The sequence below is a fragment of the Streptomyces daghestanicus genome (genome assembly GCF_020521275.1).
GTDB lineage: Bacteria > Actinomycetota > Actinomycetes > Streptomycetales > Streptomycetaceae > Streptomyces > Streptomyces griseoviridis.
On the sequence record NZ_BNDX01000016.1, the window covers coordinates 841,337 to 867,611 of the forward strand.

At 75.1% G+C, this 26,275-nt stretch carries 21 protein-coding genes; 10 read left to right on the forward strand and 11 right to left on the reverse strand.

Features of this window, described 5'->3' with window-relative positions:
- Positions 1–12: 12 nt before the first annotated feature.
- Genes Sdagh_RS30415 through Sdagh_RS30425 form a run of 3 tightly spaced genes read right to left on the reverse strand, consistent with a single transcriptional unit; the run spans position 13 to position 4,094 of the window.
- Positions 13–1,383, reverse strand: a complete 1,371-nt coding sequence (locus Sdagh_RS30415) for a carboxyl transferase domain-containing protein (RefSeq protein ID WP_189412945.1) — start codon at positions 1,381–1,383, stop codon at positions 13–15.
- Entirely contained in the window at positions 1,376–2,824 is a 1,449-nt protein-coding gene (locus Sdagh_RS30420; RefSeq protein ID WP_189412947.1) for an acyl-CoA synthetase, read from the reverse strand. Before Sdagh_RS30420 ends, Sdagh_RS30415 begins: the two co-directional genes overlap by 8 nt.
- A 22-nt stretch (positions 2,825–2,846) precedes the next feature.
- Positions 2,847–4,094 carry an SLC13 family permease gene (locus Sdagh_RS30425; protein ID WP_190077602.1) on the reverse strand — a complete coding sequence of 416 codons (1,248 nt, stop codon included), beginning with the start codon at positions 4,092–4,094 and terminating at the stop codon, positions 2,847–2,849.
- 210 nt (positions 4,095–4,304) lie between these two features.
- Here Sdagh_RS30425 and Sdagh_RS30430 point away from each other — a divergent pair, with 210 nt between their 5' ends.
- Entirely contained in the window at positions 4,305–5,006 is a 702-nt protein-coding gene (locus tag Sdagh_RS30430) for a FadR/GntR family transcriptional regulator (protein WP_190077603.1), read from the forward strand.
- 221 nt (positions 5,007–5,227) lie between these two features.
- Entirely contained in the window at positions 5,228–6,091 is an 864-nt protein-coding gene (locus tag Sdagh_RS30435; protein WP_190077604.1) for an ATP-grasp domain-containing protein, read from the forward strand.
- On the opposite strand, the gene Sdagh_RS30440 is transcribed toward Sdagh_RS30435, so the two are convergent.
- The gene (locus tag Sdagh_RS30440) at positions 6,072–6,668 is read right to left on the reverse strand and encodes a hypothetical protein (RefSeq protein WP_190077605.1); all 597 of its coding nucleotides are present in this window, start codon (positions 6,666–6,668) and stop codon (positions 6,072–6,074) included. The genes Sdagh_RS30435 and Sdagh_RS30440 overlap by 20 nt on opposite strands.
- 198 nt (positions 6,669–6,866) lie before the next feature.
- On the opposite strand from Sdagh_RS30440, the gene Sdagh_RS30445 reads away from it, so the two are divergent.
- Both Sdagh_RS30445 and Sdagh_RS30450 read left to right on the forward strand, forming a co-directional pair.
- Positions 6,867–7,637, forward strand: coding sequence for an IclR family transcriptional regulator (locus Sdagh_RS30445; protein ID WP_189412956.1), 771 nt, complete (start codon positions 6,867–6,869; stop codon positions 7,635–7,637).
- A complete protein-coding gene (locus Sdagh_RS30450) occupies positions 7,634–8,485 on the forward strand; it encodes an SMP-30/gluconolactonase/LRE family protein (RefSeq protein ID WP_190077606.1) in 852 nt (283 codons plus the stop codon). The genes Sdagh_RS30445 and Sdagh_RS30450 overlap by 4 nt, the downstream gene beginning before the upstream one ends.
- Before the next feature lie 7 nt (positions 8,486–8,492).
- Here the strand turns inward: Sdagh_RS30450 and Sdagh_RS30455 are convergent, their stop codons facing one another.
- The 4 genes from Sdagh_RS30455 to Sdagh_RS30470 all read right to left on the reverse strand — a co-directional run bounded on the left by Sdagh_RS30455 (position 8,493) and on the right by Sdagh_RS30470 (position 12,802).
- Positions 8,493–9,899: an FAD-dependent monooxygenase gene (locus Sdagh_RS30455; protein ID WP_189412960.1), complete on the reverse strand. Its 1,407-nt coding sequence runs from the start codon at positions 9,897–9,899 to the stop codon at positions 8,493–8,495.
- A gap of 67 nt (positions 9,900–9,966) precedes the next feature.
- The gene (locus Sdagh_RS30460) at positions 9,967–11,124 is read right to left on the reverse strand and encodes an MAB_1171c family putative transporter (protein WP_189412962.1); all 1,158 of its coding nucleotides are present in this window, start codon (positions 11,122–11,124) and stop codon (positions 9,967–9,969) included.
- Positions 11,121–12,287: an MAB_1171c family putative transporter gene (locus Sdagh_RS30465; protein WP_189412964.1), complete on the reverse strand. Its 1,167-nt coding sequence runs from the start codon at positions 12,285–12,287 to the stop codon at positions 11,121–11,123. Before Sdagh_RS30465 ends, Sdagh_RS30460 begins: the two co-directional genes overlap by 4 nt.
- Positions 12,284–12,802, reverse strand: a complete 519-nt coding sequence (locus Sdagh_RS30470; RefSeq protein ID WP_190007918.1) for a toxin — start codon at positions 12,800–12,802, stop codon at positions 12,284–12,286. Before Sdagh_RS30470 ends, Sdagh_RS30465 begins: the two co-directional genes overlap by 4 nt.
- 435 nt (positions 12,803–13,237) lie before the next feature.
- On the opposite strand from Sdagh_RS30470, the gene Sdagh_RS30475 reads away from it, so the two are divergent.
- From Sdagh_RS30475 to arfA, 4 genes are read left to right on the forward strand one after another with little or no spacing between them, the layout of a single operon-like run.
- Positions 13,238–14,596 carry an extracellular solute-binding protein gene (locus Sdagh_RS30475; protein WP_189412972.1) on the forward strand — a complete coding sequence of 453 codons (1,359 nt, stop codon included), beginning with the start codon at positions 13,238–13,240 and terminating at the stop codon, positions 14,594–14,596.
- Positions 14,593–15,537 carry a carbohydrate ABC transporter permease gene (locus tag Sdagh_RS30480; RefSeq protein ID WP_189412975.1) on the forward strand — a complete coding sequence of 315 codons (945 nt, stop codon included), beginning with the start codon at positions 14,593–14,595 and terminating at the stop codon, positions 15,535–15,537. The genes Sdagh_RS30475 and Sdagh_RS30480 overlap by 4 nt, the downstream gene beginning before the upstream one ends.
- Positions 15,534–16,391 carry a carbohydrate ABC transporter permease gene (locus Sdagh_RS30485; RefSeq protein ID WP_190007922.1) on the forward strand — a complete coding sequence of 286 codons (858 nt, stop codon included), beginning with the start codon at positions 15,534–15,536 and terminating at the stop codon, positions 16,389–16,391. The genes Sdagh_RS30480 and Sdagh_RS30485 overlap by 4 nt, the downstream gene beginning before the upstream one ends.
- Before the next feature lie 47 nt (positions 16,392–16,438).
- A complete protein-coding gene (gene arfA, locus Sdagh_RS30490; protein ID WP_189412978.1) occupies positions 16,439–17,944 on the forward strand; it encodes an arabinosylfuranosidase ArfA in 1,506 nt (501 codons plus the stop codon).
- A 2-nt stretch (positions 17,945–17,946) separates the two neighbouring features.
- On the opposite strand, the gene Sdagh_RS30495 is transcribed toward arfA, so the two are convergent.
- Positions 17,947–20,652 (reverse strand): beta-galactosidase, encoded by a 2,706-nt coding sequence (locus Sdagh_RS30495; protein ID WP_226535968.1) that lies wholly within the window; start codon positions 20,650–20,652, stop codon positions 17,947–17,949.
- 237 nt (positions 20,653–20,889) lie between these two features.
- Between Sdagh_RS30495 and Sdagh_RS30500 the strand changes: the two genes are divergently transcribed.
- Entirely contained in the window at positions 20,890–21,816 is a 927-nt protein-coding gene (locus Sdagh_RS30500; RefSeq protein WP_189412982.1) for a sulfite exporter TauE/SafE family protein, read from the forward strand.
- Between the two features lie 82 nt (positions 21,817–21,898).
- Positions 21,899–22,108: a hypothetical protein gene (locus Sdagh_RS30505; RefSeq protein ID WP_226535970.1), complete on the forward strand. Its 210-nt coding sequence runs from the start codon at positions 21,899–21,901 to the stop codon at positions 22,106–22,108.
- Positions 22,109–22,491: 383 nt separating this feature from the next.
- Here Sdagh_RS30505 and rph read toward each other — a convergent pair whose 3' ends face one another.
- Together rph and Sdagh_RS30515 are read right to left on the reverse strand one after the other, a co-directional pair.
- Complete coding sequence (gene rph / locus Sdagh_RS30510; RefSeq protein ID WP_190077608.1) at positions 22,492–25,113, reverse strand: rifamycin-inactivating phosphotransferase; 2,622 nt, start codon at positions 25,111–25,113, stop codon at positions 22,492–22,494.
- A 236-nt stretch (positions 25,114–25,349) separates the two neighbouring features.
- Complete coding sequence (locus Sdagh_RS30515) at positions 25,350–26,246, reverse strand: SDR family oxidoreductase (protein ID WP_190077609.1); 897 nt, start codon at positions 26,244–26,246, stop codon at positions 25,350–25,352.
- Positions 26,247–26,275: the final 29 nt, after the last annotated feature.

Here is a 26,275-nt window from a genome sequence, read left to right on the forward strand (position 1 = left end):
GCGCAGCCGCGCTCATGAGCGACGATCACCTGTTCCAGGGAACACCTGCTCGCTTGTTCGGATCACGCCCAGTTCGGCGAGGTCCTGCGGTCGCAGCCGCAGCAGGCCGGCGGTCTCGTCGGCCCGCTCCGGCGGGCGCTTCAGGATCGCGGTGGCCGCCTCCGGCCCGATGACGGAGAAGTAGCTGTCCGGGGTCGCCCAGGTCCGCCCCGGCGCCGCCAGCGCCAGCGCCCCGCCCGAACCGCCCTCCCCGATGAGCAGCGTGGTGACCGGCGTCCCGGCGGCGGCCACCGCGCCGAACAGCTCCGCGACGGCCGGCCCCACGCCCTGCCGCTCGGCCGCCGCGTCATTGGCCGCGCCCGGGGTGTCCACCAGCGTCAGCACCGGGATGCCGAGCCGGTCCGCGAGCCGGATCAGCCGGGCGGCGGTGCGGAAACCGGCGGGCCGGGTCGCGGTCCCGGTCTGCGCGGCGTACGCGACCGTCCGGGTCCCGTGCGCGTCCTCGCGGGTGCCGAAGCCGCACAGCATGCCGTCCGGGTCGGCGCCGCCGCAGCGGTCGCCGCTGATCTCCCGCCGGTCGGTGAAGTAGGCGTCGAGGTAGGCGCGGGCACGCGGACGCTCCGGAGCGCGCGCCCGGCGCACCGCCTCCCGCCCGCTGCCCGGAGCGTCCGTCGCGCCGAGCGGCGCGGGGACCGGCGCAGGCGCCCCGGACGGCCGGGTGAGCAGCCGCAGCCAGTGCCCCAGCGTCGCGCGCAGCTCCTCCGGCGCCACGACGGCGTCCACCGACCCGGCCGCGAGCTGCGCCTCGGCCGTGTACGCCGCCGGGTCGGCGTCCGGCGGCCGGACCCGCGACCCGGCGAAACCGATCTGGGCGCCGGGCAGCGCCAGCGTCACGTCGGCGCCCGCGCCGAGGGTCGCCCAGCCGCCGCCGGTGGTCGGGTCCCGGGCGACGGCGAGCTGCGCCAGGCCGGCCGCCCGGGTCAGCGCCGACTGCCGGGCCACCCGCTGGAGCTGGGTCAGCGCGAGCATGCCCTCCTGCATCCGGGAGCCCCCGGTGGCGACCAGCGGGACGACCGGCAGCCGGTGCGCGCGGGCGTGCGCGTACGCCGCCTCCAGCCGGTCCCCGGTGGCCTGCCCCAGCGAGCCGCCGAGGAAGCCGAACTCGAAGGCGATCAGCACCGCCGGGGTGCCCTCGATCCGGCCGGTGCCGCAGACGACGGACTCCGACTCGCCGGTCCGCCCGGCCGCGCGGGCCCGGGAGGCACCGTAACCGGGCCAGGCGAGCGGCCCGTCCGGGGCCGTCTGCCGGCCGGGCGGCGGCAGTTCGGCGAAGTCGTCGGTGAGCAGGGAGAGGAGGCGGCGGGCGGAGAGCCGCTCAGTCATGGCTCAGCGCCCGCTTCATGATCTTCCCCATGTCGTTGCGGGGCAGCACGTCGAGCAGGCGCAGCGCGCGGGGCCGCTTGTGCGGGGCGAGCCGGGCGGCGACGTGGTCGGCCAGCTCCGCGAGGCCGGGCGGGGCGCCGGGGTCGGCGGGCACCACCCAGGCGACGATCCGCTCCCCGAGGTCGGCGTCCGGCTCCCCGGTGACGGCGGCCTCACGGACCGCCGGGTGCTCCAGGAGCGCGTTCTCGATCTCCCCGGCGCCGATCTTGTACCCGCCGCTCTTGATCAGGTCGGTGGCCTTGCGGCCGACGATGCGGACGTAGCCGTCCGGGTCGCGCACCGCCATGTCACCGGTGCGGAAGAAGCCGTCGGCGGTGAAGGCGGCGGCGGTGGCGTCGGGCCGGTTCAGGTACTCGGTGAACAGGTTCGGGCCGCGCACCTGGATCTCGCCGACCGTCTCCCCGTCGTACGCGGTGACCCCGGAGCCGTCCTCCTCCGCCAGCCGCAGCTCCACGCCGGGCAGCGGCACGCCCACCGTCCCGGCGCGGGCCTCGCCGTCCGCGCGGACGCTGGTGTTCATCAGCGTCTCCGTCATCCCGTACCGCTCGATCACCCGGCGTCCGGTGGCGGCGGCGATCCGCTCGTGGTCGTGGACCGGCAGCGCGGCGGACCCGGAGACCAGCAGCCGCGCCCCGGTGAGCGCCTCGGCCAGCGCGGGTTCGGCGGGGAGCGCCTCGGCGATCCGGTGGTACATGGTCGGTACGCCGAACAGCATGGTGGCGCCGGCCTTCAGCTCCCGCGCCACGCCCTCGGTGGAGAACCGCCCCAGGTGCCGCACCGAGCCGCCGCGCCGGAGCGGGCCGAGGGTGCCCAGCACGAGCCCGTGCACGTGGAACAGCGGCAGCCCGTGCACCAGGACGTCGTCGCCGGTCCACCCCCAGGCGTCGGCGAGCGCGTCCAGGGTGGCGGCGACGGCCCGGCGCGGGAGGACCGCGCCCTTGGGCGGCCCGGTGGTGCCGGAGGTGTAGACGACCAGCGCCGGGTCACCGTCCCCGGCCGCCCGGTCGTCCGGCACCGGACCGCGGGCGGCCACGTCCACGTCGGCGCGGGCCAGGCCGGCCGGCGGGGCCGGGAGTTCGTCGCCGGGGGCGGCCAGGACCAGGGCCGGGGCGCTGTCGGACAGGATGTGCCGCAGCTCCTTCTCGCCCGACTTCGGGTTGAGCGGTACGGCGGGCACTCCGGCGAGCAGCGCCGCGACCACCGCGACCGCCGTCTCCAGCGCCGGGGTCGCCCAGACGGCCACCCGGCCGGCCCCGGCGAGGCGACCGGCGGTGGCACCGGCCGCGCCGGCCAGCTCGGCGTAGGTCAGGGAACGGGTGCCGAACCGCAGGGCGGGACGGTCGGCGGGGACGCCGGTGAGGGCCGGGAAGAGTGAGGACATCCGTAGTGCTCCTTTGTTCCGCTCACGAGTCGGGCACGACCAGCACCAGCCAGGCCAGGGCCGGTACGACCGCCACCACCACCCCTCCGTACACCATCAACTGCCGGAAGAAGCGGTCGCGGTCGACGTCCGGCGCGGCGGCCAGCACCAGCGCGCCGTTGGTGGAGAACGGGCTGACGTCCACCACCGTCGCCGACACCGCGAGCGCCGCGACCATGCCGGCCGCCCCGATCTCGCCCTGCGCGAGGAACGGCACGGCCAGCGGGATCAGCGCCCCCATGATCCCGACCGAGGAGGCGAACGCCGAGACCAGCGCGCCGATGTAGCAGAGCAGCACCGCCGCGAGCAGCGGCACGCCGATGCCGCCGACGCCCTCGCCGGCCCAGGTGATGGTGCCCATCTCCTGGAGGACGCCGACATAGGTGAGGACACCGCAGATCAGCAGGACGGTGGACCAGGCGATCTCGTTCACCGCGCGGCGGCTGTCGTCCGGCCAGACGGTGCTGAGCAGCACGGCCAGCGTCACCGCGGTCAGTCCCGCGTCCAGGTCGAAGCCGAGGACGGCGACGACGAGGGCGACCAGCGCGACGAGGGTGGCGGTCCGGGCGGGGGAGAGCCGGACCGGTCCGTCGTCGCCCGCCCCGGGAACGTCGCCGTCCACCGCCACCGCACGCCCACGCCGCCGGAACACCGCGAACACCACCGCGGCGATGACCAGGTTGGCGACCAGCGAGGCGAGGAACAGCCCGATCTCGCTCCCCGGCAGCTTCTCCCGCGCCACGATGCCGTTGACGATGGACCCGTAGATGCTGATCGGCGAGAACCCGCCCGCCTGGGCGCCGTGCACCACCATCGCGCCCATCAGCAGCGGGCTGATCCCGTACCGGGTGGCGAAACTGAGCGCGACCGGCGCGACGATGGCGACGGCGGCCGGACTGACGGCCCCGATCGCGGTGAGCGCCCCGGTCAGGGCGAACATCACCCAGGGGATCAGCGCCACCCGCCCGCGCACCAGCCGCACGGCCGCGTGCACCAGCCAGTCGGTGGTGCCGTTGGCCCGCGCGAGGGCGAACAGGTACGTCACCCCGACCAGGACGACGAACAGATCACCGGGGAACCCGGCGAAGATGCCGTCCGCGTCGAGGTCCGCGACCAGCGTGCCCACCCCGAAGGCGGCGGCGAAGGCGAGGGCGCCCATGTTGACGGAACGGGTGGTGGCGAGGACGAACACCACCACGAGGACGAGGATCGAGACGAGTTCGGGGGACATCCGGGCTCCCGACGGCGGACCTGGAGAAGGCGGGGAGAAGTAGGGGAGAAGTGGGGGAGAAGTGGCTGAGTGGCTGAGCCACTCGGGGCGTGGACCGGCCCGGTCAGCCTGGGGCCGCCACCGGCCGCAGTCAAGGGGTCGCGCGACAACTGGCTCGGCCACTCGTCCAGTTGGGGCCCGGTGCTAACCTCCAGCGGAGAGGGGGGGACCGTGACCGACGCCCTGCGCCCGATGCCCAGACAGCGCCTGTACGAGCAGGTCCTCGACCGGCTGCGCCAGTACGTCACCGAGGGCGGCCTGCGGGCCGGCGACCGCCTCCCGCCCGAACGGGACCTGGCCCGGCGGCTCGGGGTCAGCCGGGCCTCGGTGAAGCAGGCCATCGTGGTCCTGGAGGTCCAGGGCCTGGTGGAGGCGCGGCACGGCGGCGGCACGTACCTGGTCCGCGACAGCCTCGACGTCGAACCGGTCGAGGAGATGGTCGAGCGCCGCCGGCGGCTGCCGGACGTCCTGGAGGCCCGCGAGGCGCTGGAGACGAAACTCGCCGAACTGGCCGCCGAGCGCCGCACCGACGACGACCTCGCGGCGCTGCGCTCCGCGCTCGACGTGATGGCCCGGGAGATCGGGCAGGGCGGCCACGGTGTCGAGGGCGACCGCCTGTTCCACGCGGCGGTGACGGCGGCGGCCCACAGCAGTCTGCTCGCGGAGTTCATGCGCTCCATCGCCCCGCAGATCGCCGAGAGCCGTACGGAGTCCCTGCGGCAGCCCGCCCGCCCCGCCCGCTCCCTCGCCCAGCACCGTGCCATCCTGGAGGCGATCACCGCCGCCGACCCCCGCCGCGCCGCCACCGCCATGCGCCGCCACGTCCGCACGGTGGCGAAGGTGCGGTTGCTGGACTGGGAGCCGGAGGACTAGGGTCTGCCGTTCGGATCACGCCGGTGAGCGGGGCCTGGCACGCGCAGCTGCCGCGTTGTCGTCACTCGCCGACGCTCCGCGTCGGCTCCCTCCTCCGCCTCGCATCCGCACGCACCAGGCCCCGCTCACCGGCGCGAGGAAGGCGCAAGCCGATTCCCCGCGACCTGATCCGAACGACAGGCCCTGGCGCCGGGCCGAGGCCCGTGGGAGAAGGAGTCGTCGTGCCGCGCATAGCCCTGGTCACCTGCCGCCCCGCCCCGGACATCGGGGCCGACCGTGATCTGCCGGTGCTCGCGCGGGCGCTGGCGGACGCCGGGGCCGATGTCCGGGTGGAGGTGTGGGACGACGACCGGGTCGGCTGGGACGCGTTCGACCTGGTGCTGATCCGGTCGACCTGGGACTACAGCCGGCGGCCCGCGGAGTTCCTGGCCTGGGCGGAGCGGGTGCCGCGGCTGGCCAACCCGGCCGGTGTTGTGCGGTGGAACGCCGACAAGCGCTACCTCGGTGACCTCGCGGCGGCCGGCGTGCCCGTCGTCCCCACCCGTTACCTCGCCCCCGGCGACACCGCCGGCCTTCCCCGGGACCACGAGTACGTGATCAAGCCGGCCTCCGGGGCCGGCGCCCGGTACGCGGCCCGCTACACCCCGGACGAACACGCCACCGCCGTACGGCAGCTGGCGCGGATGCACGCCGAGGGGCTGACGGCGATGGTGCAGCCGTACGTGCGGGGCGTCGACTCCGCCGGGGAGCGGGCGCTGCTGTACTTCGGGGGTGAGCTGATGCACGCCAGCCGGAAAGGGGCCGTGCTCGCGCCCGGGACGCCGTACGACGAGAAGAAGGTGGCGCATCCGGGACTCGAACCGTGGCGGACCACCCTGGAGGAGGCCGCCGTCGCCCGCCGGGCGCTGGCCGCCGTGCCGGGCGGGGACCAGCCGCTGTACGCGCGGGTGGACCTCGTCACCGGGGACGACGGGACGTCCCGGGTGATGGAACTGGAGCTGATCGAGCCCAACCTCTTCCTGTGGCTGCACCCGGACTCGCTCCCCCGGGTCGTCGGCGCGGTGCTCAGTGCAGCGACCCGCTGACGGCGGTGCGCTGGAGCAGGCCCCAGGTGAACTCGGCGGTGACCTCGCGCGGGGTGCCGTCCCGGTCCGGGGCGGTGAAGGCCAGGCCCCACCGGGTCGGTGCCGAGCCCTGGAGGGGCCGGGCGGGGGCGAAGGCGCGGGCCGCCTCGTCGACCGTGCAGGACCAGGGGGCGAGGTCGGCGAGGGTGCGCAGGACCGGTGGCGCGGCGCCGGGGGCGCGGACCAGCCACTCGTTCCAGACGGCGCCGTCCGCGCCGACCAGCACCTCGAAGCGGAGGTCCGGCCAGAGGGGGAGGGACCACCGGCGGGCCTCGCAGTCGAGGTCGCCGACGCGGCGCGGGGTCACGGACTCCGGTGCGCCGAGCACGGAGCGGTAGCGGGCGGCGGCCGAGCGGGCGCGGGGCGAGCGGAGCATCGCCTGCCAGCGCTTGTTGGCCTCCCGCATCTCGGACAGGGAGGCGCCCAGGGCGCGGCGGGCGCCGTCCACCAGCTGCGGGTTGTGGTCGGCCATGCGGCGCAGCAGGACCAGCTGGAAGTCGGCGGACGTGAACGGGCGCGGTGCGGGAGCGGACGGCATGCGGCCATCGTCGCGCACCGGCCTGCGTACGGTCCGCCACCGGACCCCGCACCGGACCCCGCACCGGACCGCCGGGGGCCGTTGCCCGCGCGGAACGCGTGTGGTTAGCCTTTGTTCGTCATGCCGATCACGCGTTGATATATCGAACATGCGCGTAGCGCATACGCGCATCGCATACGAGAGAGGGGGGAGCCGTACATGGGACGTCTCGTACCAGCCGTGACCAGGGCTCTCGACATCCTGGAGCTGTTCCTCGACGGGGACGGCACGCTCTCCGCCCCCGACATCGTGCGCAGGCTCCAGCTGCCGCGCACCACCGTGCACGAGCTGGTCACCACGCTCGCCGCCCGGAAGTACATCGTCCCCGTCTCCGGCCAGCCCGGACGCTACCGGCTCGGGGTGCGTCCCTACCAGCTCGGGGCCCGCTACGCCGAGCACCTCGACCTGGCCGCCGAGGGGCAGCAGGTCGCCCGGACCGTCGCCGAGACCTGCGACGAGACGGTGCACGTGGCGATCCTGGAGGACACCGACGTCATCTACATCGCCAAGGTGGACTCCACGCACGCGGTGCGCATGGTGTCGGCGGCCGGGCGGCGGCTGCCCGCCCACTGCACCTCGGTCGGCAAGATGCTGCTCGCCTCCCTCCCCGAGCACGAGCTGGCGGCCCGTCTGGACGGCGTGGAGCTGGCCGCGATGACACCCAACAGCATCACCGACCCGGCCGCCCTGCGCGAGGCCCTGGCCGAGATCCGGGAGCGGGGCATCGCGGTGGAGAGCCGCGAGTCCAACCCGGACGTCAGCTGCGTCGCCGCCCCGGTCCGCGACCGCACCGGCCGCGTCGTGGCCGCCCTGTCGATCTCCGTCCCTATGATCCGCTGGAGCGACGAGCGCCGGGCGGAGCTGGAACAACTCGCCGCCAAGGGCGCGGCGGACCTGTCGGAACACCTCGGACACCGGAGTGCGGCATGACGACCATCGACGTGGCGGTACGGGCACAGGCGGAGCTGGGCGAGGGTCCCACCTGGGACGCGGCGGCCGGCCGCCTGATCTGGGTGGACATCCTCAACTGCCGGGTGCACACCTACGACCCGGCCACCGGACGCCGTACCGTGCGCACCACCGAGCAGCACGTGGGCGCCGCCAGACCGCGCGCCGGCGGCGGCCTCGTCCTCAACCTCCGCGACGGCATCGCCCTGCTCGACCCCGACGGCACCCTGCGCACCGCGCACCACGAGGCCGTCCCGGGCCGCCGCGCCAACGACGCCGCCGTCGCCCCGGACGGCAGCCTGTGGGCCGGCACCATGCGCTACGACGAGGCACCGGGCGGCGGCACCCTCGCCCGCCTCGCCCCCGACGGCACGCACACCACCGTCCTGGACGACGTGACCGTCAGCAACGGCACCGGCTGGAGCCCCGACGGGCGGCTGATGTACTACATCGACTCCCCGACCCGCCGGATCGACGTCTTCGACCACGACCCCGGCGACGGCCGGATCTCCGGGCGCCGGACGCTGGCCGCGGTCGAGGACGGCGCGGGCCTCCCCGACGGGCTCGCCGTCGACGCGGACGGCTGCGTCTGGGTCGCCCTGTGGGACGGCGGCGCGGTCCGCCGCTACACCCCGGACGGCCGGCTCGACCGGGTGGTGGAACTGCCGGTGCCGCGCGTGACGGCATGCGCCTTCGGCGGCGCGGGCCTCACCGACCTGTACGTCACCACCGCCCGTACCGGCCTCACCGCCCCGCACCCGCTCGCCGGGGCGCTGCTGGTGCTGCCGGACGCGGGCAAGGGCCTGCCCCAGCCCGCCTACGCCAGCTGACGAGGTATCAGGCGTCCACCCGGGCCGCCCGCTCCAGCGCGCGCAGCGTCGCCCGCTCACCCGGTGTCAGCGGCGGCTCGGCGGCGGGCGGCAGCGCGGGCCCGCCCAGCGTGGCCAGCAGGGTGTCCGGGCGCAGCAGCCGCCCCGGACCGGTGCGCAGGCTCGTCACGTCCCACAGGGCGGCGGCGGCCGGGTAGGAACCGGTCGCCGTCCGCGTCAGGCGCCGGGTGTACGCGGCGACCAGATGATCGGCGGGACGGGGCCGCCCGCCGCGCACCCCGGGGTAGCGGACGTCCTGGCTGACCGCCATCGCCCAGGCCGCGTCGACCGGCCGGGCCACCCCGCGCTGCACCCGCCGGGCCAGGCCGGGCACGTCCACGCCGCCGCGCCGCGCCTCCCGGCCGAGCACCCGCGCGCCGAGCGCGGCGACCGACATGCCCTGCCCGTAGGCCGGGTTGAACCTGGCCAGCGCGTCCCCGAGGACCACGAACCGCTCCGGCCACCACCGGGCCCGCTCCACGTACCGCCGCACGTTGCTGGTGGAGCGGCTGACGTGGACGTCGGTGAGGGGCTCGGCACCCGCGATCAGCCGGCCGACGATCGGGTCGGGCAGGTCCAGGGTGTAGCGGAGGAAGCCCTCCGGGTCGGCCGGCGGCTCACCGCCCCGGGTGCCGGCCAGGCTGACCATCCAGCGGCCGTCCTCCACGGGCAGCACCATGCCGCTGCGGCCGGGCCGTCCGGCGTACGGATCGGCCTGTACGACGGTCAGCGGGAACCGTTCGGCGCCCTCGGGCACCCGGTACAGCCGGGTGGCGTTGACCAGCCCGGCGTCCACCGTCCGCTCCCGGACCGCGGGGACGCCGAGCGCGGCCAGCCAGTGCGGCAGCCGCGAGCCGCGCCCGCTCGCGTCCACCACCAGGTCGGCGTCGAGATGGGTCTCCCCCTCCCCGGCCGCGATCCGCACCCCGGTCACCCGCCCCGCGTCCCCGGCGAGCCCGCGCGCCTCGGCGCGGCGCAGGGTGACACCGGGCAGGTCGAGCACGGCCCGGCGCACCACCCAGTCCAGCAGCGCCCGGGTGCAGGTGATCATGTGCGGTCCCCCGCGGCGCCAGCGGCGCAGCCAGCCCTCGGGGCTGTACGCCAGCATCCCCGAGGCCAGGGGTATCTCGTGGGCCCCGGCGGCCAGCAGCCGCCCGCGCGGACCGGCGCCGGGCAGCAGCTCCTCCATCGCGGCCAGGCCGCCGGTCATCAGCAGGTGCGCGTGCCGCCCCTGCGGCAGGCCCCGGCGGTGCGCCGGCCCGTCGGGCAGGTCGTCGCGCTCCAGGACGATCACCTCGTCGACGGCGGTGGACAGGGCCGCCGCTGCCAGCAGTCCGGCCAGGCCGGCACCGATGACGACAGTTCTGCGCGACATGGGTCTCCTCAGGGACGGCCGGGTCAACGGCCCGCGGGTCGGCCCGTGTTGCGGCCGTGGGCGGCCCTCACCGTACCGTCGTGCCGGCCGGGGCCGGCGGCGGCCGGGACATGGCCTGGGCCAGCTCGACCAGCCCACCGGTCCCGGAGACCTCCGTGGCCCGCAGCCGGTAGCCGCTCGGCCGGTCCAGCGGCGCCTCGCGGTTCGCGGCCCGGCGCGCCGCGTCGGTGAGCATCGCCGCCTCCGCCGCCAGCCGTGCCTGGTGCGCGCCGTGGCCCGCGCGCAGCGCGGCGTCCAGGGCGGCGACGCGCACCCGGTCGTCGAAGTACGGGGCGAGGGCCAGCAGCGCGTCGTGGATGGACACCTCCCGCCACTGCAGGCGCTCGCGCGGCGAACGCCACCAGGACGCCGCCGGCTTCGGCGCGGTCGGCACGAACCGCAGCAGCGCCCACAGCGGGGCGAGGCGCCGGTAGTCGCCGAGGCCCCGCCAGTGCGCCACGGCCGTCGGCAGCAGCCGCGGCAGCACGAACCCGGCGGAGCAGGTCAGGGCGCCCAGCGAGGCCATCGGCGGGGCGACGTAGGTGGAGAGGAAGTCCAGGTCGTGGCCGGCGATCCGGGCGGCGACCGCCGTGTACTTGGCCGCCTGGAAGCCGATCGTGTCCAGCAGGCAGCCCACCAGGATCAGCCGCAGCCCGGTCCGGAGCACCCCGGTGACCTCGCGGCCCCACTTGAGGCACATCACGCACATCGAGACCGTCGCCGCGGTGTGCCCGGCGAGGTAGAGCAGGATCATCTCCCGCAGATACGGCGTCCTCGCGTAGTAGGTGTCCAGGTCGGTGAGGCGCTCGGTGCGCGCGTCGGCCAGCACGAACAGCACGACGAGGGCCGCGACCAGCAGCGCGTACGCCACGATCGTGGCCCGCACCAGCCGCCGCACCCGCGCCCGGGGACCGCCCCGCCAGACGACCAGCAGGACGACCAGGGAGCAGCTGTACGCCGAGAGCATGCCGTACGTCAGCGGCGCCCCGAAGTTGGGGACGCCGGTGAGGTCGTTGACGGTGGCCAGCGTCAGCGGGGCCGCGCAGACCAGGACCAGGCTGCCGAGGAGGATGGCGGCGCAGGCGGACAGCACCGGGGGCGTGCGCACGGCGGTGCCGGGGCGGCGCAGCAGGACCACGCAGGACAGCCCGAAGACCAGGGCCGCGGCGTAGACGACGGCGCTCACGCGGTGCCCGTCGGGGCGGCGGCCTCGTGGGCCCGGACGGCGGCGCGCGGCAGCGGCCCGGCCAGCACGTCGGCGACCCGCACCAGGGCGTCCGGTCCTGGCACCCGCAGGGCCGTGCCGTCCCACGCCGGGGCCGGTTCGGACCCGTCCCGCGCCGCGGCCTGCGCGACCACCGTCGCCCAGGCCAGCGCCTCGGCCCGGTCCGGGTCGCCGGTCTCGTGCAGCGCGGCCCGGCGGGTGCGGTCGTACAGGGCGCCGTCGAGGTGGGCGGCGAGGTCGCCGAGCGCGTTGTGGATGCTGGTCTGCCGCCACATCAGCCGGGTGGCGGGGGAGGCGAAGCGGGGCGGGGGCAGCCGCAGGGCGCGACGGGTGAGGACCTCCTCCAGGGCGCGTTCCAGCGGGGCCAGCCGGACGTAGGCGCGCCGGGCCCGTCGCCACTGCGTCAGCCGCGGCCCGAGCAGCGGGATCAGCACCCCGGTGACGGTGAGCACGGCGCCGAGCCCGGCGGCGGCCGGGGCGACGCCGGTGACCAGCGCCGACCAGTCCCGGCCGGTCCAGCGGGCGGCGACGGCGACCAGCTTGGCGACGCTGTACCCGGCGCTGCACAGGCTGCCGGCGCCCAGCACGGCCAGCCCGGTGCGCAGCGGGCCGCGCACCTGCCGGGCCCAGCGCAGCGCCGAACCGGCGGTGACGGCGGCGGCGGTGAGGTGCCCCGCCAGGTACAGCAGGATCATCTCGGCGACGTAGGGCGTGGTCGCGTAGTGCAGGTCGAAGTCGGTACGGCGCTCCACCGGGGCCTCGCCCAGCGCGAAGCCCGCCGCGATGCCGACGACGACCCCGGTGTAGGCGAGCACCCAGCGCCGCACCACCCGGCGCACCGCCGGGCCGCCGCGCCAGTGCACGATCAGCACCTGGGAGGCGGCGCTGTAGGCGGTGATGGAGGCGTACGTCAGCGGCGCGGCGAGGTTGGGCACCCCGCCGAGCCGGTTGACCGCGCCGACGGTCGGCGGGGCGCCCAGGAAGAAGCAGAGCCCGGCCAGGCCCAGCACCGCGCAGATCGTCCGCAGATAGGGGTCGTGCCGGTGGCGTACCAGGTCCGGTGCCTTGACGGCGAGGCCGAGCCAGAGCGCGGCGCAGCTCGCGTAGTTGACGGCGGTGCTCATCCGCGCTGCCCCCGGTAGCCGAGGGCGGCGCCGATCCGCCCGGCGAGTCCGTCGCCGTCGTCGTCGCCGACGGCGTACCCGGTCTCCTCCGGGGTCTGCAGCCAGGTCCGCAGCCGGCGGCCCATCAGCATGCCGAAGCGGTCGGCCTCCTGCTCCTCGGCGAGGCTGAAGTCGGTGCGCGCGGCGACCGGCCGGGGCGCCCCGCCGGGGCCGGGCGGGGCCTCCTCGTCCCGGCGGCTCATGTGCCAGACCTCGTGGCAGAGGATGACGATCTGGTGCCAGACGGCGGCCCGCCGGTCGACCACCACCACGTCCTGCCCGGCCGCCTCCAGCCAGAGGCCGCTGGCGGTGTGCGGCGGGAACGTCTCGCGGCGCACCACGATCTCCCGGCCCCGCCAGGCGGCGACGGACGCCACCAGCGCCTCGAACAGCTCCTCGGGGTCGGCGGGCACCGGCACCCGGATCGGGTCGATGAGCACGTCGGCGAGACGACGCATCTGTCTGTTCCTGCGCACCGCGCTCCTCCCGCTCCCGGACCGCCCGGACGCCGTACGGTCACCCGTGCAATATGCCAAGTCGTCGCCCCCGCGGGCCACTTCCCGGCGTGCGGCAGGAGGAAGCCGACCGCGGTCGGTACGGCGGTGGGCCCGGCGGCGCCGAAGAGCGGGTTCATCGCGTGGCCGGCGCCCGGGAACGGCGGACGGGACCCACCGGAAGTCCGTGCGGAACCCGCTGAGGGCCGCGACGTCCATCGCGTCCTCCTTCGCCCCGCCCTTCCGGCCCGCCCCTTCGCGGCGTTCCGAGCGTACGCGCCTGTGGATGTTCGCGTCATCGTGTCCAACCCATTGACGCGCACGGTGTTCGACTTTACGGTCCGTTCGAAGTTACGAGCGCCATTCGACATATCGAACGTGTGCGGAACAGTGGACACCGAACAGATGGGGCAGGGCATGGGACGACCTGGCCTGAATCGCAGGCAACTGCTCGCCGGGCTCGGCGGGCTGACGGTCGCCGGAAGCTTCGGCTTCGCGGCGCTCGGTACCGGGGCCGACGCGCTCGCCTCCGGGGCGGACACCCGTGTGCGCTACTGGAATCTCTTCAGCGGCGGCGACGGCTACAACATGATCGCGATGCTGGACTCCTTCCGCGCGGACAACCCGGGCATCGAGGTGAAGGACTCCACCCTCCAGTGGGGCAGCCCCTTCTACACCAAGCTCGCCATGGCCGCCGCCGGCAACCGTGCGCCGGAACTGGGCGTGATGCACCTGGGCCGCGTGACCGGCTTCGCGCCCGGCCGTCTCCTGGACCCCTGGGACCTGGACCTCCTCGCCAAGTACGGCGTGCGCGAGCAGGACTTCAACCCCGCGCTGTGGAAGCGCGCCGTCATCGACGGCAAGCTCTACGCCCTGCCCCTCGACATCCATGTCCAGCTCTGCTTCTACCGCAAGGACGTGCTGGGAAAGGCGGGCCTGCTCGGCGCCGACGGCCGCATGGTGGCGCCCACCTCCGTCGACGAGTGGTTCGCGATGCTGAAGGAGGCCAGGGCGGCCACCGAGAAGGGCCTGCAGACCATCGGCCTCTGGCACAACGACATGAACTTCCAGTGGTGGTTCTTCGTCGCCTTCTACACCCAGCTCGGCGGCACCTGGTTCAGCGCCGACAACACCGAGGTCACCTTCGACACCGACAAGGCCACCCAGGTCCTGGAGTTCCTGCGCCGGCACCTCACCGACGGCTACGCCGACCCGGGCTTCGGCGGCAACGCGGGCGCCGAGCAGTTCGTCAACGGCTCCCCCTTCTGCTGGGAGGGCAACTGGTCGGTGCCGGTCTTCGACAGCGCGAAGGTCGACTACGGGGCCGTACCGCTGCCCCCGGTCTTCGGCCGGCCCGCCACCCACGCCGAGTCGCACTCCTTCGTGCTGCCGCACCAGGCGGGCCGCGGCGGCGCCACCGACGAGGGCGCCCACCGCCTCGCCGCCTACGTCGTCCAGCACGCCCGGCAGTGGGCGGCCGGCGGGCACATCCCCGCCTACACACCGACCCTCACCACCGCCGCGTACCGAAAGCTCCAGCCGCAGAACGAGTACGCCACGGCGATGGACCACCAGGCCACCGAGCCCAAGGTGTGGTTCGCCGGCTCGACCGGCATCCTCGCCCAGCGCGTCGGCCCGGTCGTCGTCTCCTCGACCACCGGCTCGGCGAGGCCGGACGCCGTCGCCCGCCGGATGAAGAGCACCCTGGCCACGCTGCTCGCCATGAAGAACCCGATGGACGGCAGGACCGCCGCCGAGGGAGGTGCGCTCGCGTGACGACCACCAGCGCCGAGACCGTCGTCCGCCGCCCGGCCCGCGCGCGGGCCGCCGCGGCCGGCGCGGCCGTCCGCCGCAAGCAGGGCCTCCAGCACGGCGGCTGGTTCGTCGCGCCGTTCCTGCTGCTGTTCGCGCTCTTCGTGATCTGGCCGCTGCTGCGCGGCGTCTGGCTCAGCTTCACCGACGCCAACATCTCCGGCGACGGCGCGCGCTTCGTCGGCCTCGCCAACTACCGCGAGGCCCTCGACGACCCGCTGATGTGGGACGCGCTCGGCCACAGCGCCTTCTTCACGCTGCTGGTCGTGCCCTGCATCGCGGTCCTCGCCTTCCTCCTCGCGATGCTCGCCCACCACATCGAGCGCGGCACGTGGCTGTGGCGGCTCTGCTTCTTCCTGCCGTTCCTGCTGCCCTCCACGGTCGCGGGCAACCTGTGGCAGTGGCTGTTCAACCCGGGCAACGGCATGGTCAACCACGTCTTCGGACTCGACACCCCGTGGCTGACCGACAAGTCGTACGCCATGCTCGCCGTCGTCATCTGCACCCTGTGGTGGACGGTCGGCTTCAGCTTCCTGCTCTACCTCGCCGCCCTCCAGGGCATCCCCGCCCACCTCTACGAGGCGGCCCGCCTGGACGGCGCGAACGCCTGGCACCGGATGGTCCACATCACCCTGCCGATGCTGCGCAACATCACCGGCCTGGTCATCGCGCTGCAGATCCTCGCCTCGCTCCAGGTCTTCGACCAGGCCGTGGTGATGATGGACTTCACCACCGGCCCCGAGGACTCCACCCGCACCTTCGTGCAGTACACCCTCGAACAGGGCTTCACCAGCTACCGCGTGGGCTACGCCTCCGCGATCTCCATCATCTTCTTCGTGCTCATCGCGGCCGTCGCCCTCGGGCGGATGTGGCTGCTGCGCAACCGTGAGGAGGGCGGCCGATGACCACCACCACCGTCACAGGGACCCGCCGGCGGTCCTGGAGCGCCGGCCAGATCGTCCTCACCGCGCTCGGCGCCGCCGTCTCCGCCGTACTGCTGGCACCCCTGCTGTGGGCGCTGTTCACCTCGCTGAAGTCGGAGACCGAGTCCGTCGAGGTGCCCACGCACTGGCTGCCGGAGAAGTGGACCGGCCAGGCCTGGTCGGGCATCTTCGAGACCGGCAACATCACCGACTGGTTCGTCAACTCCCTGGTGGTGTCGGTCTGCGTGACCGCCGTCGTGCTGCTGGTCTCCTCCCTCGCCGGCTACGGCTTCGCCCGCACCGAGTTCCGCGGCAAGGGCCTGCTGATGGGCATCGTGATGGCGGGACTGATGATCTCCCCGGCCGTGCTCGGCGTCCCGCTGTTCACCACGGTCCAGCAGATGGGGATGGTCGACACCTACTGGGGCATGATCCTGCCGCAGTGCGCGCCCGCCGCGATGGTGTACATCCTCTACAAGTTCTTCCAGGGCGTCCCGCGCGAACTGGAGGAGGCCGCGTTCATCGACGGCGCGGGCCGCTGGCGGGTCTTCTTCACCATCATCCTGCCGCTCTCCCGCCCCTCCCTCGCGGCGGTCGGCATCTTCACCTTCATCAGCTCCTGGAACAACTTCCTGTGGCCGTACATGGTCACCAACAACCCCGACCTGATGACCATGCCGAACGGCATCGCGACCGTCATGAACTCCTACGGCATCCAGTGGTCCCAGCTCATGGCCGGCGGTCTGCTGGCGGGCCTGCCGCTGATCGTCGTCTTCGTCTTCTTCCAGCGCCAGATCGTGGCAGGCGTGGCCCACACCGGACTCGCCGGCCAGTAGGCCGCGTTCCCCCTCCCCCTCCCCTCTCCCTCTTCCGGAAGGAAAAGATGCGCACCGCCCGCTTCACCCTCGACCCCGCCTTCACCGTCGCCGAAGTGAACCCCCGCCTCTTCGGCAGCTTCGTCGAACACCTCGGCCGCTGCGTCTACACCGGCATCTACGAACCCGGCCACCCCACCGCCGACGAGGCGGGCCTGCGCACCGATGTCCTGGACCTGGTCAGGGAACTCGGCGTCACCGCCATCCGCTACCCCGGCGGCAACTTCGTCTCCGGGTACAAGTGGGAGGACTCCGTAGGCCCCGTCGAGGACCGCCCCCGCCGCCTCGACCTCGCCTGGCGCTCGACGGAGACCAACCGCTTCGGCCTCTCCGAGTACATCGCCTTCCTGCGGAAGATCGGCCCCCAGGCCGAGCCGATGATGGCCGTCAACCTCGGCACCCGCGGCGTCGCCGAGGCCCTGGAACTCCAGGAGTACGCCAACCACCCGGCCGGCACCGCCCTGTCCGACCTCCGCGCCGGGCACGGCGACAAGGACCCCTTCGGCATCCGGCTGTGGTGCCTGGGCAACGAGATGGACGGCCCCTGGCAGACCGGCCACAAGACCGCCGAGGAGTACGGCCGGGTCGCCGCCGAGACCGCCCGCGCCATGCGCCAGGCGGACCCCGGTGTCGAACTGGTCGCCTGCGGTTCCTCCGGCCAGTCCATGGAGACCTTCGCCGAGTGGGAGGCGACGGTCCTGAAGGAGACGTACGACCTCGTCGACTTCATCTCCCTGCACGCCTACTACGAGCCCCTCGACGGCGACGTCGACTCCTTCCTCGCCTCGGCCGTGGACATGGAGTCGTTCATCGAGAACGTCGTCGCCACCTGCGACCACATCGGCGCCCGCCTGAAGTCGAAGAAGAAGATCAACCTCTCCTTCGACGAGTGGAACGTCTGGTACATGTCCCGGTCGCAGGCCGAGGTCGCCGCCCTGGACTGGCCGGAGGCACCGCGCCTGCTGGAGGACAACTACAGCGTCCTGGACGCCGTGGTCTTCGGCTCGCTGCTCATCGCCCTGCTGCGGCACGCCGACCGCGTCACCGTCGCCTGCCTCGCCCAGCTCGTCAACGTCATCGCCCCGATCATGACCGAGCCCGGCGGCGCGGCCTGGCGGCAGACCACCTTCTTCCCCTTCGCGCAGGCGTCGAAGCACGGCCGCGGCGAGGTCCTCGACGTCCGCGTGGACTCACCGACGTACCAGACGGCGAAGTACGGCGAGACCGACCTGCTGCACGCCACCGCCGTGCGCGCCGGTGACGGCACGGTCACCGTCTTCGCCGTCAACCGGTCCCGCACCGACGCGCTCCCCCTCGACGTCGCCCTCAACGGGCTGGACCTCACCGAGGTCGTCGAGCACAGCGCCCTCGCGGACGCCGACCCGGACGCCCGCAATACCGCCGCCGAGCCGGAGCGGGTCGTCCCGCACCCCGTCGACGGCACCGCCCTCGCGGACGGCCGGCTCACCGCCGTACTGGAGCCGCTGTCCTGGAACGTGATCCGGCTGGCCTGAGGTCAGGCGCGGCCGGGGGCGGCGACCGGTTCCACCGGCACCCCGCCGGCCGCGCCGCCCAGCACGGTCAGCCGCACGGCACGCGGCCCGGCCCCGGTCGTGCCCTCCGCGAGCACCGCGAGGGCGAGGGTGTTGGTCTCCCGGGGGCGCAGGATGCCGTTCGGCAGGACGAAGGTGTGCTGGGCGCCGGTCCGGTCGCCCGCGTACTGGCCGATGTTCCAGCCGTTGAGGAAGATCTGCACGCGGTAGGCGCGGTCCGGGGCGTCGTCCTCCAGGACCAGCCCGAAGGTGGCGTCGACGCCCGCGGGGAGATCCGGACGGAACGCGGTCCGCAGCCAGGTCTCACCCTGGCGCCGCCCGGTCCGTGTCGACCGCACGGCCGTCCAGCCGCGCTCGTCCAGGCCCGGCAGGTGCCAGCCCCGCCGTTCCCCGTACAGCCCGCCGGTGTTGAGCGGCCCGCGCACGGCGTCCGTGCCGGCCGCCCCGCGTATCCGCCACGCGGCCCGGGGCGTGGCCCCGCCGAACCGGGCGGACACCAGCCCGCGCGCCGTCCCGAGCCCGTCGTGCGGCCCCGGCCGGACCAGCACGGACAGCACCGCGTCGGGGGCACCGGTCCCGTCCTCGTCCTCGAAGCGTTCCCGGAGCTTCCCGGGCAGCCGCAGCCGGGTCTCGGTCTCCCCGGCGCCGCCGTGCCCGCAGCCCAGCGGCTCCCCGTCCAGCCAGGCCAGGACCAGCCCGTCCGGGCCGGTGCGGTGGGCCAGCGTCACCGAGGTGAGACCGGCGGTACCCGTCAGCCGAGCCCGGTACCAGACGTCGCCGTAGTGGCAGCCGTGGTCGTCGGCGAAGAGGACGGGCCCGCCCTCCGGCACGGGCGTGGCGCTGTGCGACTCCGTGCGGTCCGCGCGCGTCCAGTCGCCGTCGTCGAAGTCCGGGCCGGCCTCCGGGTTGCCGGTCCGCCGCCGCCAGCCGCCCAGCGCCGGCGGCTGCACCGGGGGCGCGCCCGGCAGCAGTCCCTCGACGGTGAGGCTGCCGGCCCGGCTCGTCCGCGTCCGCCGCGCGGCGCCGTTCCAGGTGACGCCGGTCAGCCCGCGCGGCCCCCAGACCTCCAGCCCCGTCGCGGCCCGGACGTCACCGGTGAGGTGCGCGGTGGCGCCGGCCGGTTCCACGCCGCGCAGCAGCGCCGGGCCGTACACGAGGAACGGGCCGGCCTCCGTCTCGTACGGCCACATCCGCAGCGCGCCCGCGTCGTCGGTGAACAGCAGGAGCAGCGGCCGGCCGGAACCGCCGCCCACCACCGACACCCGGGCGAGCCCGCCGGCGCCGAGCGGCACCGACACATTGAGCCGGCCGTGGTCGTACGCCCAGGCGGCCTCCGTGTCCAGGCGGGTGGTCTCCGGTTCGCTCGGGACGTCCAGGACCACCTGCGCGATCTCGCCGTGCCGCCCGGCGAACACCGCGATGTCCCGGCCGCCCACGTCGCTCAGGAACAGCACCGGCTGCGCGGTGCAGTACGCCAGCCTGCGCTCACCGCCCATCCGCAGCCCGGCGGCGAGCAGCTTGGCGTCCCGCGCGGCGACGGTCACCGGCGCCGCCACGGGGGTGCCCGGCAAGGTGGTGGTGACCTCCTCGCCGGAGTCGTTGCGCAGCACGAACACCTGGGTGCCGGTGTCCGGGTTGGCGAGGTGGTCCACCGCGATCCGGCGGTCGCCCGCCCGCACCCGCGCGGCCGGCTCCAGCCGGGCGAGGTCCGGCACGTGCCGCACCAGGTGCCCGAGCTGGTGCACCGGCTCCAGGCGCGGCGTCGGCTTGCGTCCCCCGTCGAAGACGGCCCCCTCGTCGTACCGGGTGGGCAGCGCCGGCGCGCCCAGCCACCCCGCGTTGATCCCGCCGAAGGCCAGTGATCCGGCCGGCACGACCGTGCCGGCCGCGAGGTCCGCGAGCCGCAGCCGCCGTTCCTCCGCCGGCCCCGAGGTCCGCCGCGCCCGCGCCGGCCCGGACACCAGCGGCACGTCGATGCCGTCCGCCCGCACCCTCCGGCGGACGTGCGCGGCCAGCGCCCGCGCGTCGGCGGAGTCGCCGGGTTCCTCCAGCCGGTAGAGCAGGACGGTGCCCTCGCCCCGCGTGTACAGGTGGCGCCGGGCCGTCGCGTCGACCCGGGCCAGCCAGGCGTCGGCGTGCCGCAGGTACTCCGGGTCGGTGGTCCGGGGCCGGGCCCCGGTCGCCGCCAGCCAGCCGGGCAGCCCGCCGCCGTCGACGTCGGCGCCGATGTACGGCCCCGGCCGCAGCACCACGTACAGCCCGGCCCCGGCGGCGGTGCGCAGGAACAGGTCGAGGTCGCGGACGCCGGTGAAGTCGTAGCGGCCGGGGGCGGGGGAGTGGACGTTCCAGGCGACCGGGACCTCGACCGCGTTGTAGCCGTGCGCCCGCATCTTCTCCAGGGCGTCCCGCCACAGCGTGGGGCCCGGCAGCCGGAAGGGGTGCAGCTCGCCCGGCCACAGCACCAGCCGGCGCCCGTCCACCAGCAGCGAGTACCGGTCGCGGCCGACCTGGTGGCGGACCCCGTCCGCGCGGGGCCGGGGCGGCGGCGGACCGGTCGGGACGGTGCCGCCCGCGGAGTCGGGCGCCGCCCCGCTGCTGCCGCCGCCGAGCACCAGGCCGAGAAGGGTGGTGCCCGCGAGGGCGCTGAAGGTACGTCTGGTCGGCTCCAAGGCGGAGCTCCTCCCCTCGCGCGCCTCCGGTCGGCGCGGGTTCATGCGCTGTTCATGTGCCGCCCCATTGTGTACAGCGGACCCCCGAATGGTCATATGACCAGGTGGCAGGGGGTGTGTCCGGCTCTCAGGCCCCGCTCAGGTCGGTGCCCTACCCTCGTCCCTGCTGTTCCCCACCTCTCCGGTGGGAAAGCCAGGGAAACGACACCGACACCGGGAAAGGACGGCGGGCCCCTCATGCGCACGCTGGTACTGCTCGCCCTCGCCGGCCTGGGCGCCCAGCTCGTCGACGGCAGCCTCGGCATGGCCTACGGCGTCACCTCCACCACCCTGCTGCTGGCCATGGGCACCAACCCGGCCGCCGCCTCCGCCACGGTCCACCTCGCCGAGATCGGCACCACCCTGATGTCCGGTGTCTCGCACTGGCGCTTCGGCAACGTCGACTGGAAGGTGGTCGTCCGGATCGGCGTCCCCGGCGCCGCCGGCTCCTTCCTCGGCGCGACGGTCCTGACCCGGCTCTCCACCGAGGTCGCCGAACCGGCGATGTCGGTGGTCCTGCTCGGCCTCGGTGTGTACGTCATGTCCCGGTTCACCCTGCGCGGCCTGCCCGAGCAGCGCCTCGGCACACCGCTGCGCCGGCGCTTCCTGACCCCCCTCGGCCTGGTCGCCGGGTTCCTCGACGCCACCGGCGGGGGCGGCTGGGGCCCGGTCGGCACCCCCGCCCTGCTCGCCGGCGGGCGGCTGGAGCCCCGCAAGGTGATCGGCTCCGTCGACACCGGCGAGTTCCTGGTGGCCGTCGCCGCGAGCCTCGGCTTCCTCCTCTCCCTCGGCTCCCGGGGCATCGAGTGGTCCTGGGTGCTCGCCTTCCTCCTCGGCGGCCTCATCGCCGCGCCGATCGCCGCCTGGCTGGTCCGCGTCCTCCCGCCCCGCGTCCTCGGCTCGGCGGTCGGCGGTGTCATCGTCGTCACCAACGTCCGCACCCTGGTCAACAGCGACTGGGCCCGCCTCTCCGGCACCCCCGCCGTCCTCCTCTACGCGGCCCTGTACGCCCTGTGGGCAGCGGCCCTCACCCACTCGGTCCGCGCCCACCTGCGCGACCGGGCCGGCACGCCGGACCGCCCGGTCGCGGCACAGGAGGAGACACGGGAGCCGGCCGGGGGCTGACACGGTTCCCGGGGCACGGGGTGCTCGGGGCCCCGGGGGTGTGCCCTTCCCCACTCGCCCTCCCCGCCGGACGAGCGGGGGCATGACGTCGCCTCTGGTGTTCTCCTCCCCGTCCCGGGCGTGGCCGCTGCCCGGCGCCGTCCCGACCGTCGCGCTGACCGTGTGGGGTGTGCTGCGCTACCCGCGGCTGCCGGAGCGGCTGCCGCGGCACATCGGGGCGGAGGGGGTGGACGCCTGGACGGCAAGTCGGTCGGCAGCGCCTTCGTCCTCGTCCTCCCGTACGCGGGGCTGACCCCGCTGCCGGCCGGAGGCGCGGAACTGACCCTCCGGGTCACGCCACGCGACGAGCCGGCGGACGCCGGCCGGGCCGCGCCGTCCCTGCTCGACCGGCCCGCCACCCGTGCCCCGGCCCGCCACCCGTGCCCCGGCCCGCCACCCGTGCCCCGGCCCGCCGCACGGCACGGGCCTGCTGCTGTTCGACGCCTGTGCCGGCGTCTCCTTCCTGGCGGGCTGCGGTGCCCTCCGGCGGGCCGCGCCGGACCGCGAGGTGCCGGCGTCACCGCGGTCCCGGCGACGCTGCTGCCGCTCCTCGCCGGGACCGCGGTGACGGTCGCGGCGGCCGTCGCCGGCCGCAGGGGGTGAGGCCCGCTCTCGCACCGGGCCCGGGGCGGCGGGTCACGGCTGCGGCAGGATCTCCACGTACCCGTCGCCGCCGTGCACGCGGACGCGCCGGCCGTCCTCGATGAGCCGGGTGGCGCCGGCCACGCCCACCACGGCGGGCAGGCCGTACTCACGGGCGATCACCGCGCCGTGGGTCATCAGCCCGCCCACCTCCGTCACCAGGCCGGCGATCCCGGTGAACAGCGGTGACCAGCTCGGGTCCGTGTACGTCGTGACCAGGATGTCGCCCGCCTCCAGGTCGGCGTCGGCCAGGTCGAGGACGACCCGGGCCCGGCCCTCGACGGTCCCGGCGGAGACCGCGAGCCCCGCGAGGGCGCCGGCCGGCACGTCGTCGCGCCGGTACGCCCCGTCGACCGCCTCGCCGTCCGAGGTGAGGACGCGGGGCGGGGTGAGCGTCTGGTGGGCGCGGAACTCCGCCCTGCGCCGCCGTACGAGCCCGTCGTCCACCCGCCGTGTCCGCACGGCCTCGCGGAACTCCTCGAAGGTCAGGTAGGAGACGTCCTCGCGGTCGCCGATCACCCCGGCCCGCACCAGGCGGTCGGCCTCCGCGAGCAGCGCCCGCTTGTAGACGAAGAGGCGGCTGACGATGCCGTACTTCGGGTACTCCCGGTAGCCGATGAAGGTCCGGACCCGGTCGATCATCCGCTTGGTCTCGGCGGCCTTGCGGTCGCCGTCCGGCAGCGCCCGCAGCCGCTCCAGGACCTCCTGCTCCTTCCGCCGTGCCCTGCGCAGCCCCTCCTCGAAGCGCCGCGCGGCGGCCCCCGCCGTGAAGTTGCGGACGTTGTCGAGGAGGGCGGGCACCAGGGTGGCGGGCCGTTCGCGCCACCGGGGCCGGGTGATGTCGATCTCGCCGGTGCAGCGCATCCCGTACCGGTCGAGGTAGGACTCCAGGGCGGCGCGCGCCTCGGCCCCGCCTTCGTGCTTCGGCAGCTCGTCCAGGAAGCCGTCGTCGTTCCCGACGCCCCGCAGGAACGCCACCACCTCCGGATGCGGCCGGATCACGTCGGCCACGTCGAGCAGCGCCAGGCCCATCTCCGAGGTGATGTTGCCGGGGGCGGACAGCGTGAGGGTGTCGGCCGCGTTCTTCTCGCCCAGCCACCGAGCCAGCCTGTCGTTGAGCCACCAGGTGGCGTCCATGCCCGCCATGAGGACCCGGAAGCTCAGCGGATCGCCGAGCACGCGCCGGTGTTCCGCGAACGCCTCCAGCAGGAAGTCGAACAGCTCGGGTCCGCTGTGCGCGCGGATGTCGCGTTCCAGGGCGGCGAGGGAGGCCCGGCTGCGGTCGACCAGCTCGGTGACGAGGGCCGGGTCGGTCTCGACCGGGGCGGGCGGCCCGCCGGGCGGGGGTCCGCCGGCGTCCGCCGCGTCCGGGAGCGTGGGGATGAAGTCGCCCCGGTCGAGCACGCTCTCCAGCGCGTCCCTGACCAGCGGGTCGCCGCGCCCCATGAGGTCCAGCAGGGCGGTGCGGCCCGCGGGCGTGGCCAGGCGCCGGGTGACGTCGACGAACAGCCGCCCGCCGGCCTCGTGCATCGGTGCCATGGCCGTCAGCCGCCACACGGAGAGCCCCAGCGGCTTCATGGCGTCGGTCATCATCTGCTGGTGCCCGACGGAGACGTAGACGTGGTTCTCCCCGTCGCCGGCCTCGGGGACCGGGAAGAGCGTCGTGACCGGCCGGCTCTGCACGAACCAGAACCCGTCGTCGGTCAGGCACCACTCGATGTCCTGCGGGCGGCCGAAGTGCCGTTCGATCCGCCGCCCCAGCTCCACGAGCCGCACCGCCTCCGCGTCCGTCAGCACCGGCCGCTCCCGCAGCGCCGCGTCGACCGGCACCTCCCGGGTGCCGCCGCCCGGCAGCGCCCGCACGGCCCGTTCCTTGACGGCGGTCGTCCGGGCCACGACCTCGCCGCCGCGCACCCTGAGGACGTCCGGGTTCACCACGCCGGACACCAGGGCCTCGCCCAGCCCGTGACCGGCGTCCACGGTGGCGGTCCGCCGGTCGCCCGTGACGGGGTCGGCGGTGAACAGGACGCCCGCCGCCCGCGGGTCGGCCATCCGCTGCACGACCACGGCCATCCGGACCGTACGGTCGTCGACGCCGCCCCGCCGGCGGTAGCGCACGGCCCGCTCGCTGAACAGCGAGGCCCAGCACCGGCGGATGTGCCGGACGACCTCCTCGGCGCCCACCACGTTCAGGTACGAGTCGTGCTGCCCGGCGAAGGAGGCCGTCGGCAGGTCCTCCGCCGTCGCGCTGGACCGGACGGCGTAGGCGTCCCGCTCGCCGAGCCGGGCCAGGGCGCCCGTGACCTCCGCCGCGAGGCCCTCCGGGACGGGGGCCTCCTCGACGGCCCGGCGGAGCCGCGCGCCGAGCGCGCGGACCGTCTCCGCGTCGTCCGGGTCCGTGCGCGCCGACCGGTCCAGCAGCCCGTCCACCGCCGGCGCCCCCGCCAGGGCCGCCCGGAAGGCGTCCGTCGTCACACAGAAGCCGTCCGGTACGCGGATGCCGTCGATCCCCACCAGTTCGCCGAGGTGCGCGGCCTTGCCGCCGAAGCGCGCGGTCCGGTCCTCACCGCCGTGCCCCGCGATCTCCCGGAGGCCGACCACGTACTGCTCGCTCACCGTGAACCTCCATGGCGGGCCGGGCCCGCCGTCGCCTTGCGGTGGCCGGTCGTGGCCACGGCCGACGATTCTGCGCCGTACCCCGGGTCTTGCCGCAAGCCCCCTGGTGGGCTATAGCTTGAGAGTGGCAGGGAGAGTCGTTTCTCCTTGCCTTTTCCATGCCGTCTCCCTCGCCTCTCTCCTCAGCCTTTCCCTGGCCCTTCTCCCGGCCCGGGGCCGCCCTCGGCGCGGAGGCGTCAGCGGCGCCCGTACGCCCCCGCGGCGATGTCCTCCAGCAGCGTCGGCCCGGTCGGGGTCCAGCCGAGCAGCTCCCGGGTGGCGGTGCTGGTCGCGGCGAGGTCCATGCGGAAGAAGGCGCCGATCCAGCCGAAGTGGTCCGCGGCGTCCTCGGCGGGGACCGGGGCGACCGGCAGGCCGAGGGCGCGGCCGAGGGCCTCCGCGATGGCGCGGGTGCTGACGCCCTCCTCCGCGACGGCGTGCAGCCGGGAGCCGGCCGGCGCCTTCTCCAGGCCGAGGCGGACCATCCGGGCGGCGTCGCGGACGTGCACCGCCGCCCACCGGTTGGTGCCGTCGCCGGGGTGGGCGGAGACGCCCTTCTCCCGGGCCACCCCGGCGAGGACCGAGACGAAGCCGTGGTCACCGGTGCCGTGCACGGTGGGCGAGAAGCGCAGGCTCACGCTGTGCACGCCGCGCTCCACGAACTCCAGGGCCAGGTTCTCCGTGCCGCCGCGCGGCGAGTCGGGGCCGTGGGACGGATTCGGGTCGCTCTCGGTGGCGGGCCGCCCCAGGGCCAGCCCGGCCACCCCCGACGCCAGCAGGAACGGCCGCCCGCTCCCGGTGAGCGCGTCCCCGATGGTCTGGACGGCGGCCCGCTCGGCCGCGTTCGATGCGGCCTGGTCGGTGAAGTCGTGCTTGTTGGCCAGGTGGACGACGGCCTCGGCGGCGTCGGCCGCCGAGGCGATGCCCCGCGGGTCGTCGAGGTCACCGCGGTGGACCCGCACGCCCTTGGCCGCCAGGGCCGCGGCGGAGGCGTCGGACCGGGCCAGCCCGGTGACCTCGTGCCCCGCGGTGAGCAGTTCGTCGACGACGGCGGAGCCGATCCAGCCGGAGGCCCCGGTGACGAAAACGCGCATGACGTGCTCCTGGAAGAGGAATCAGTGAT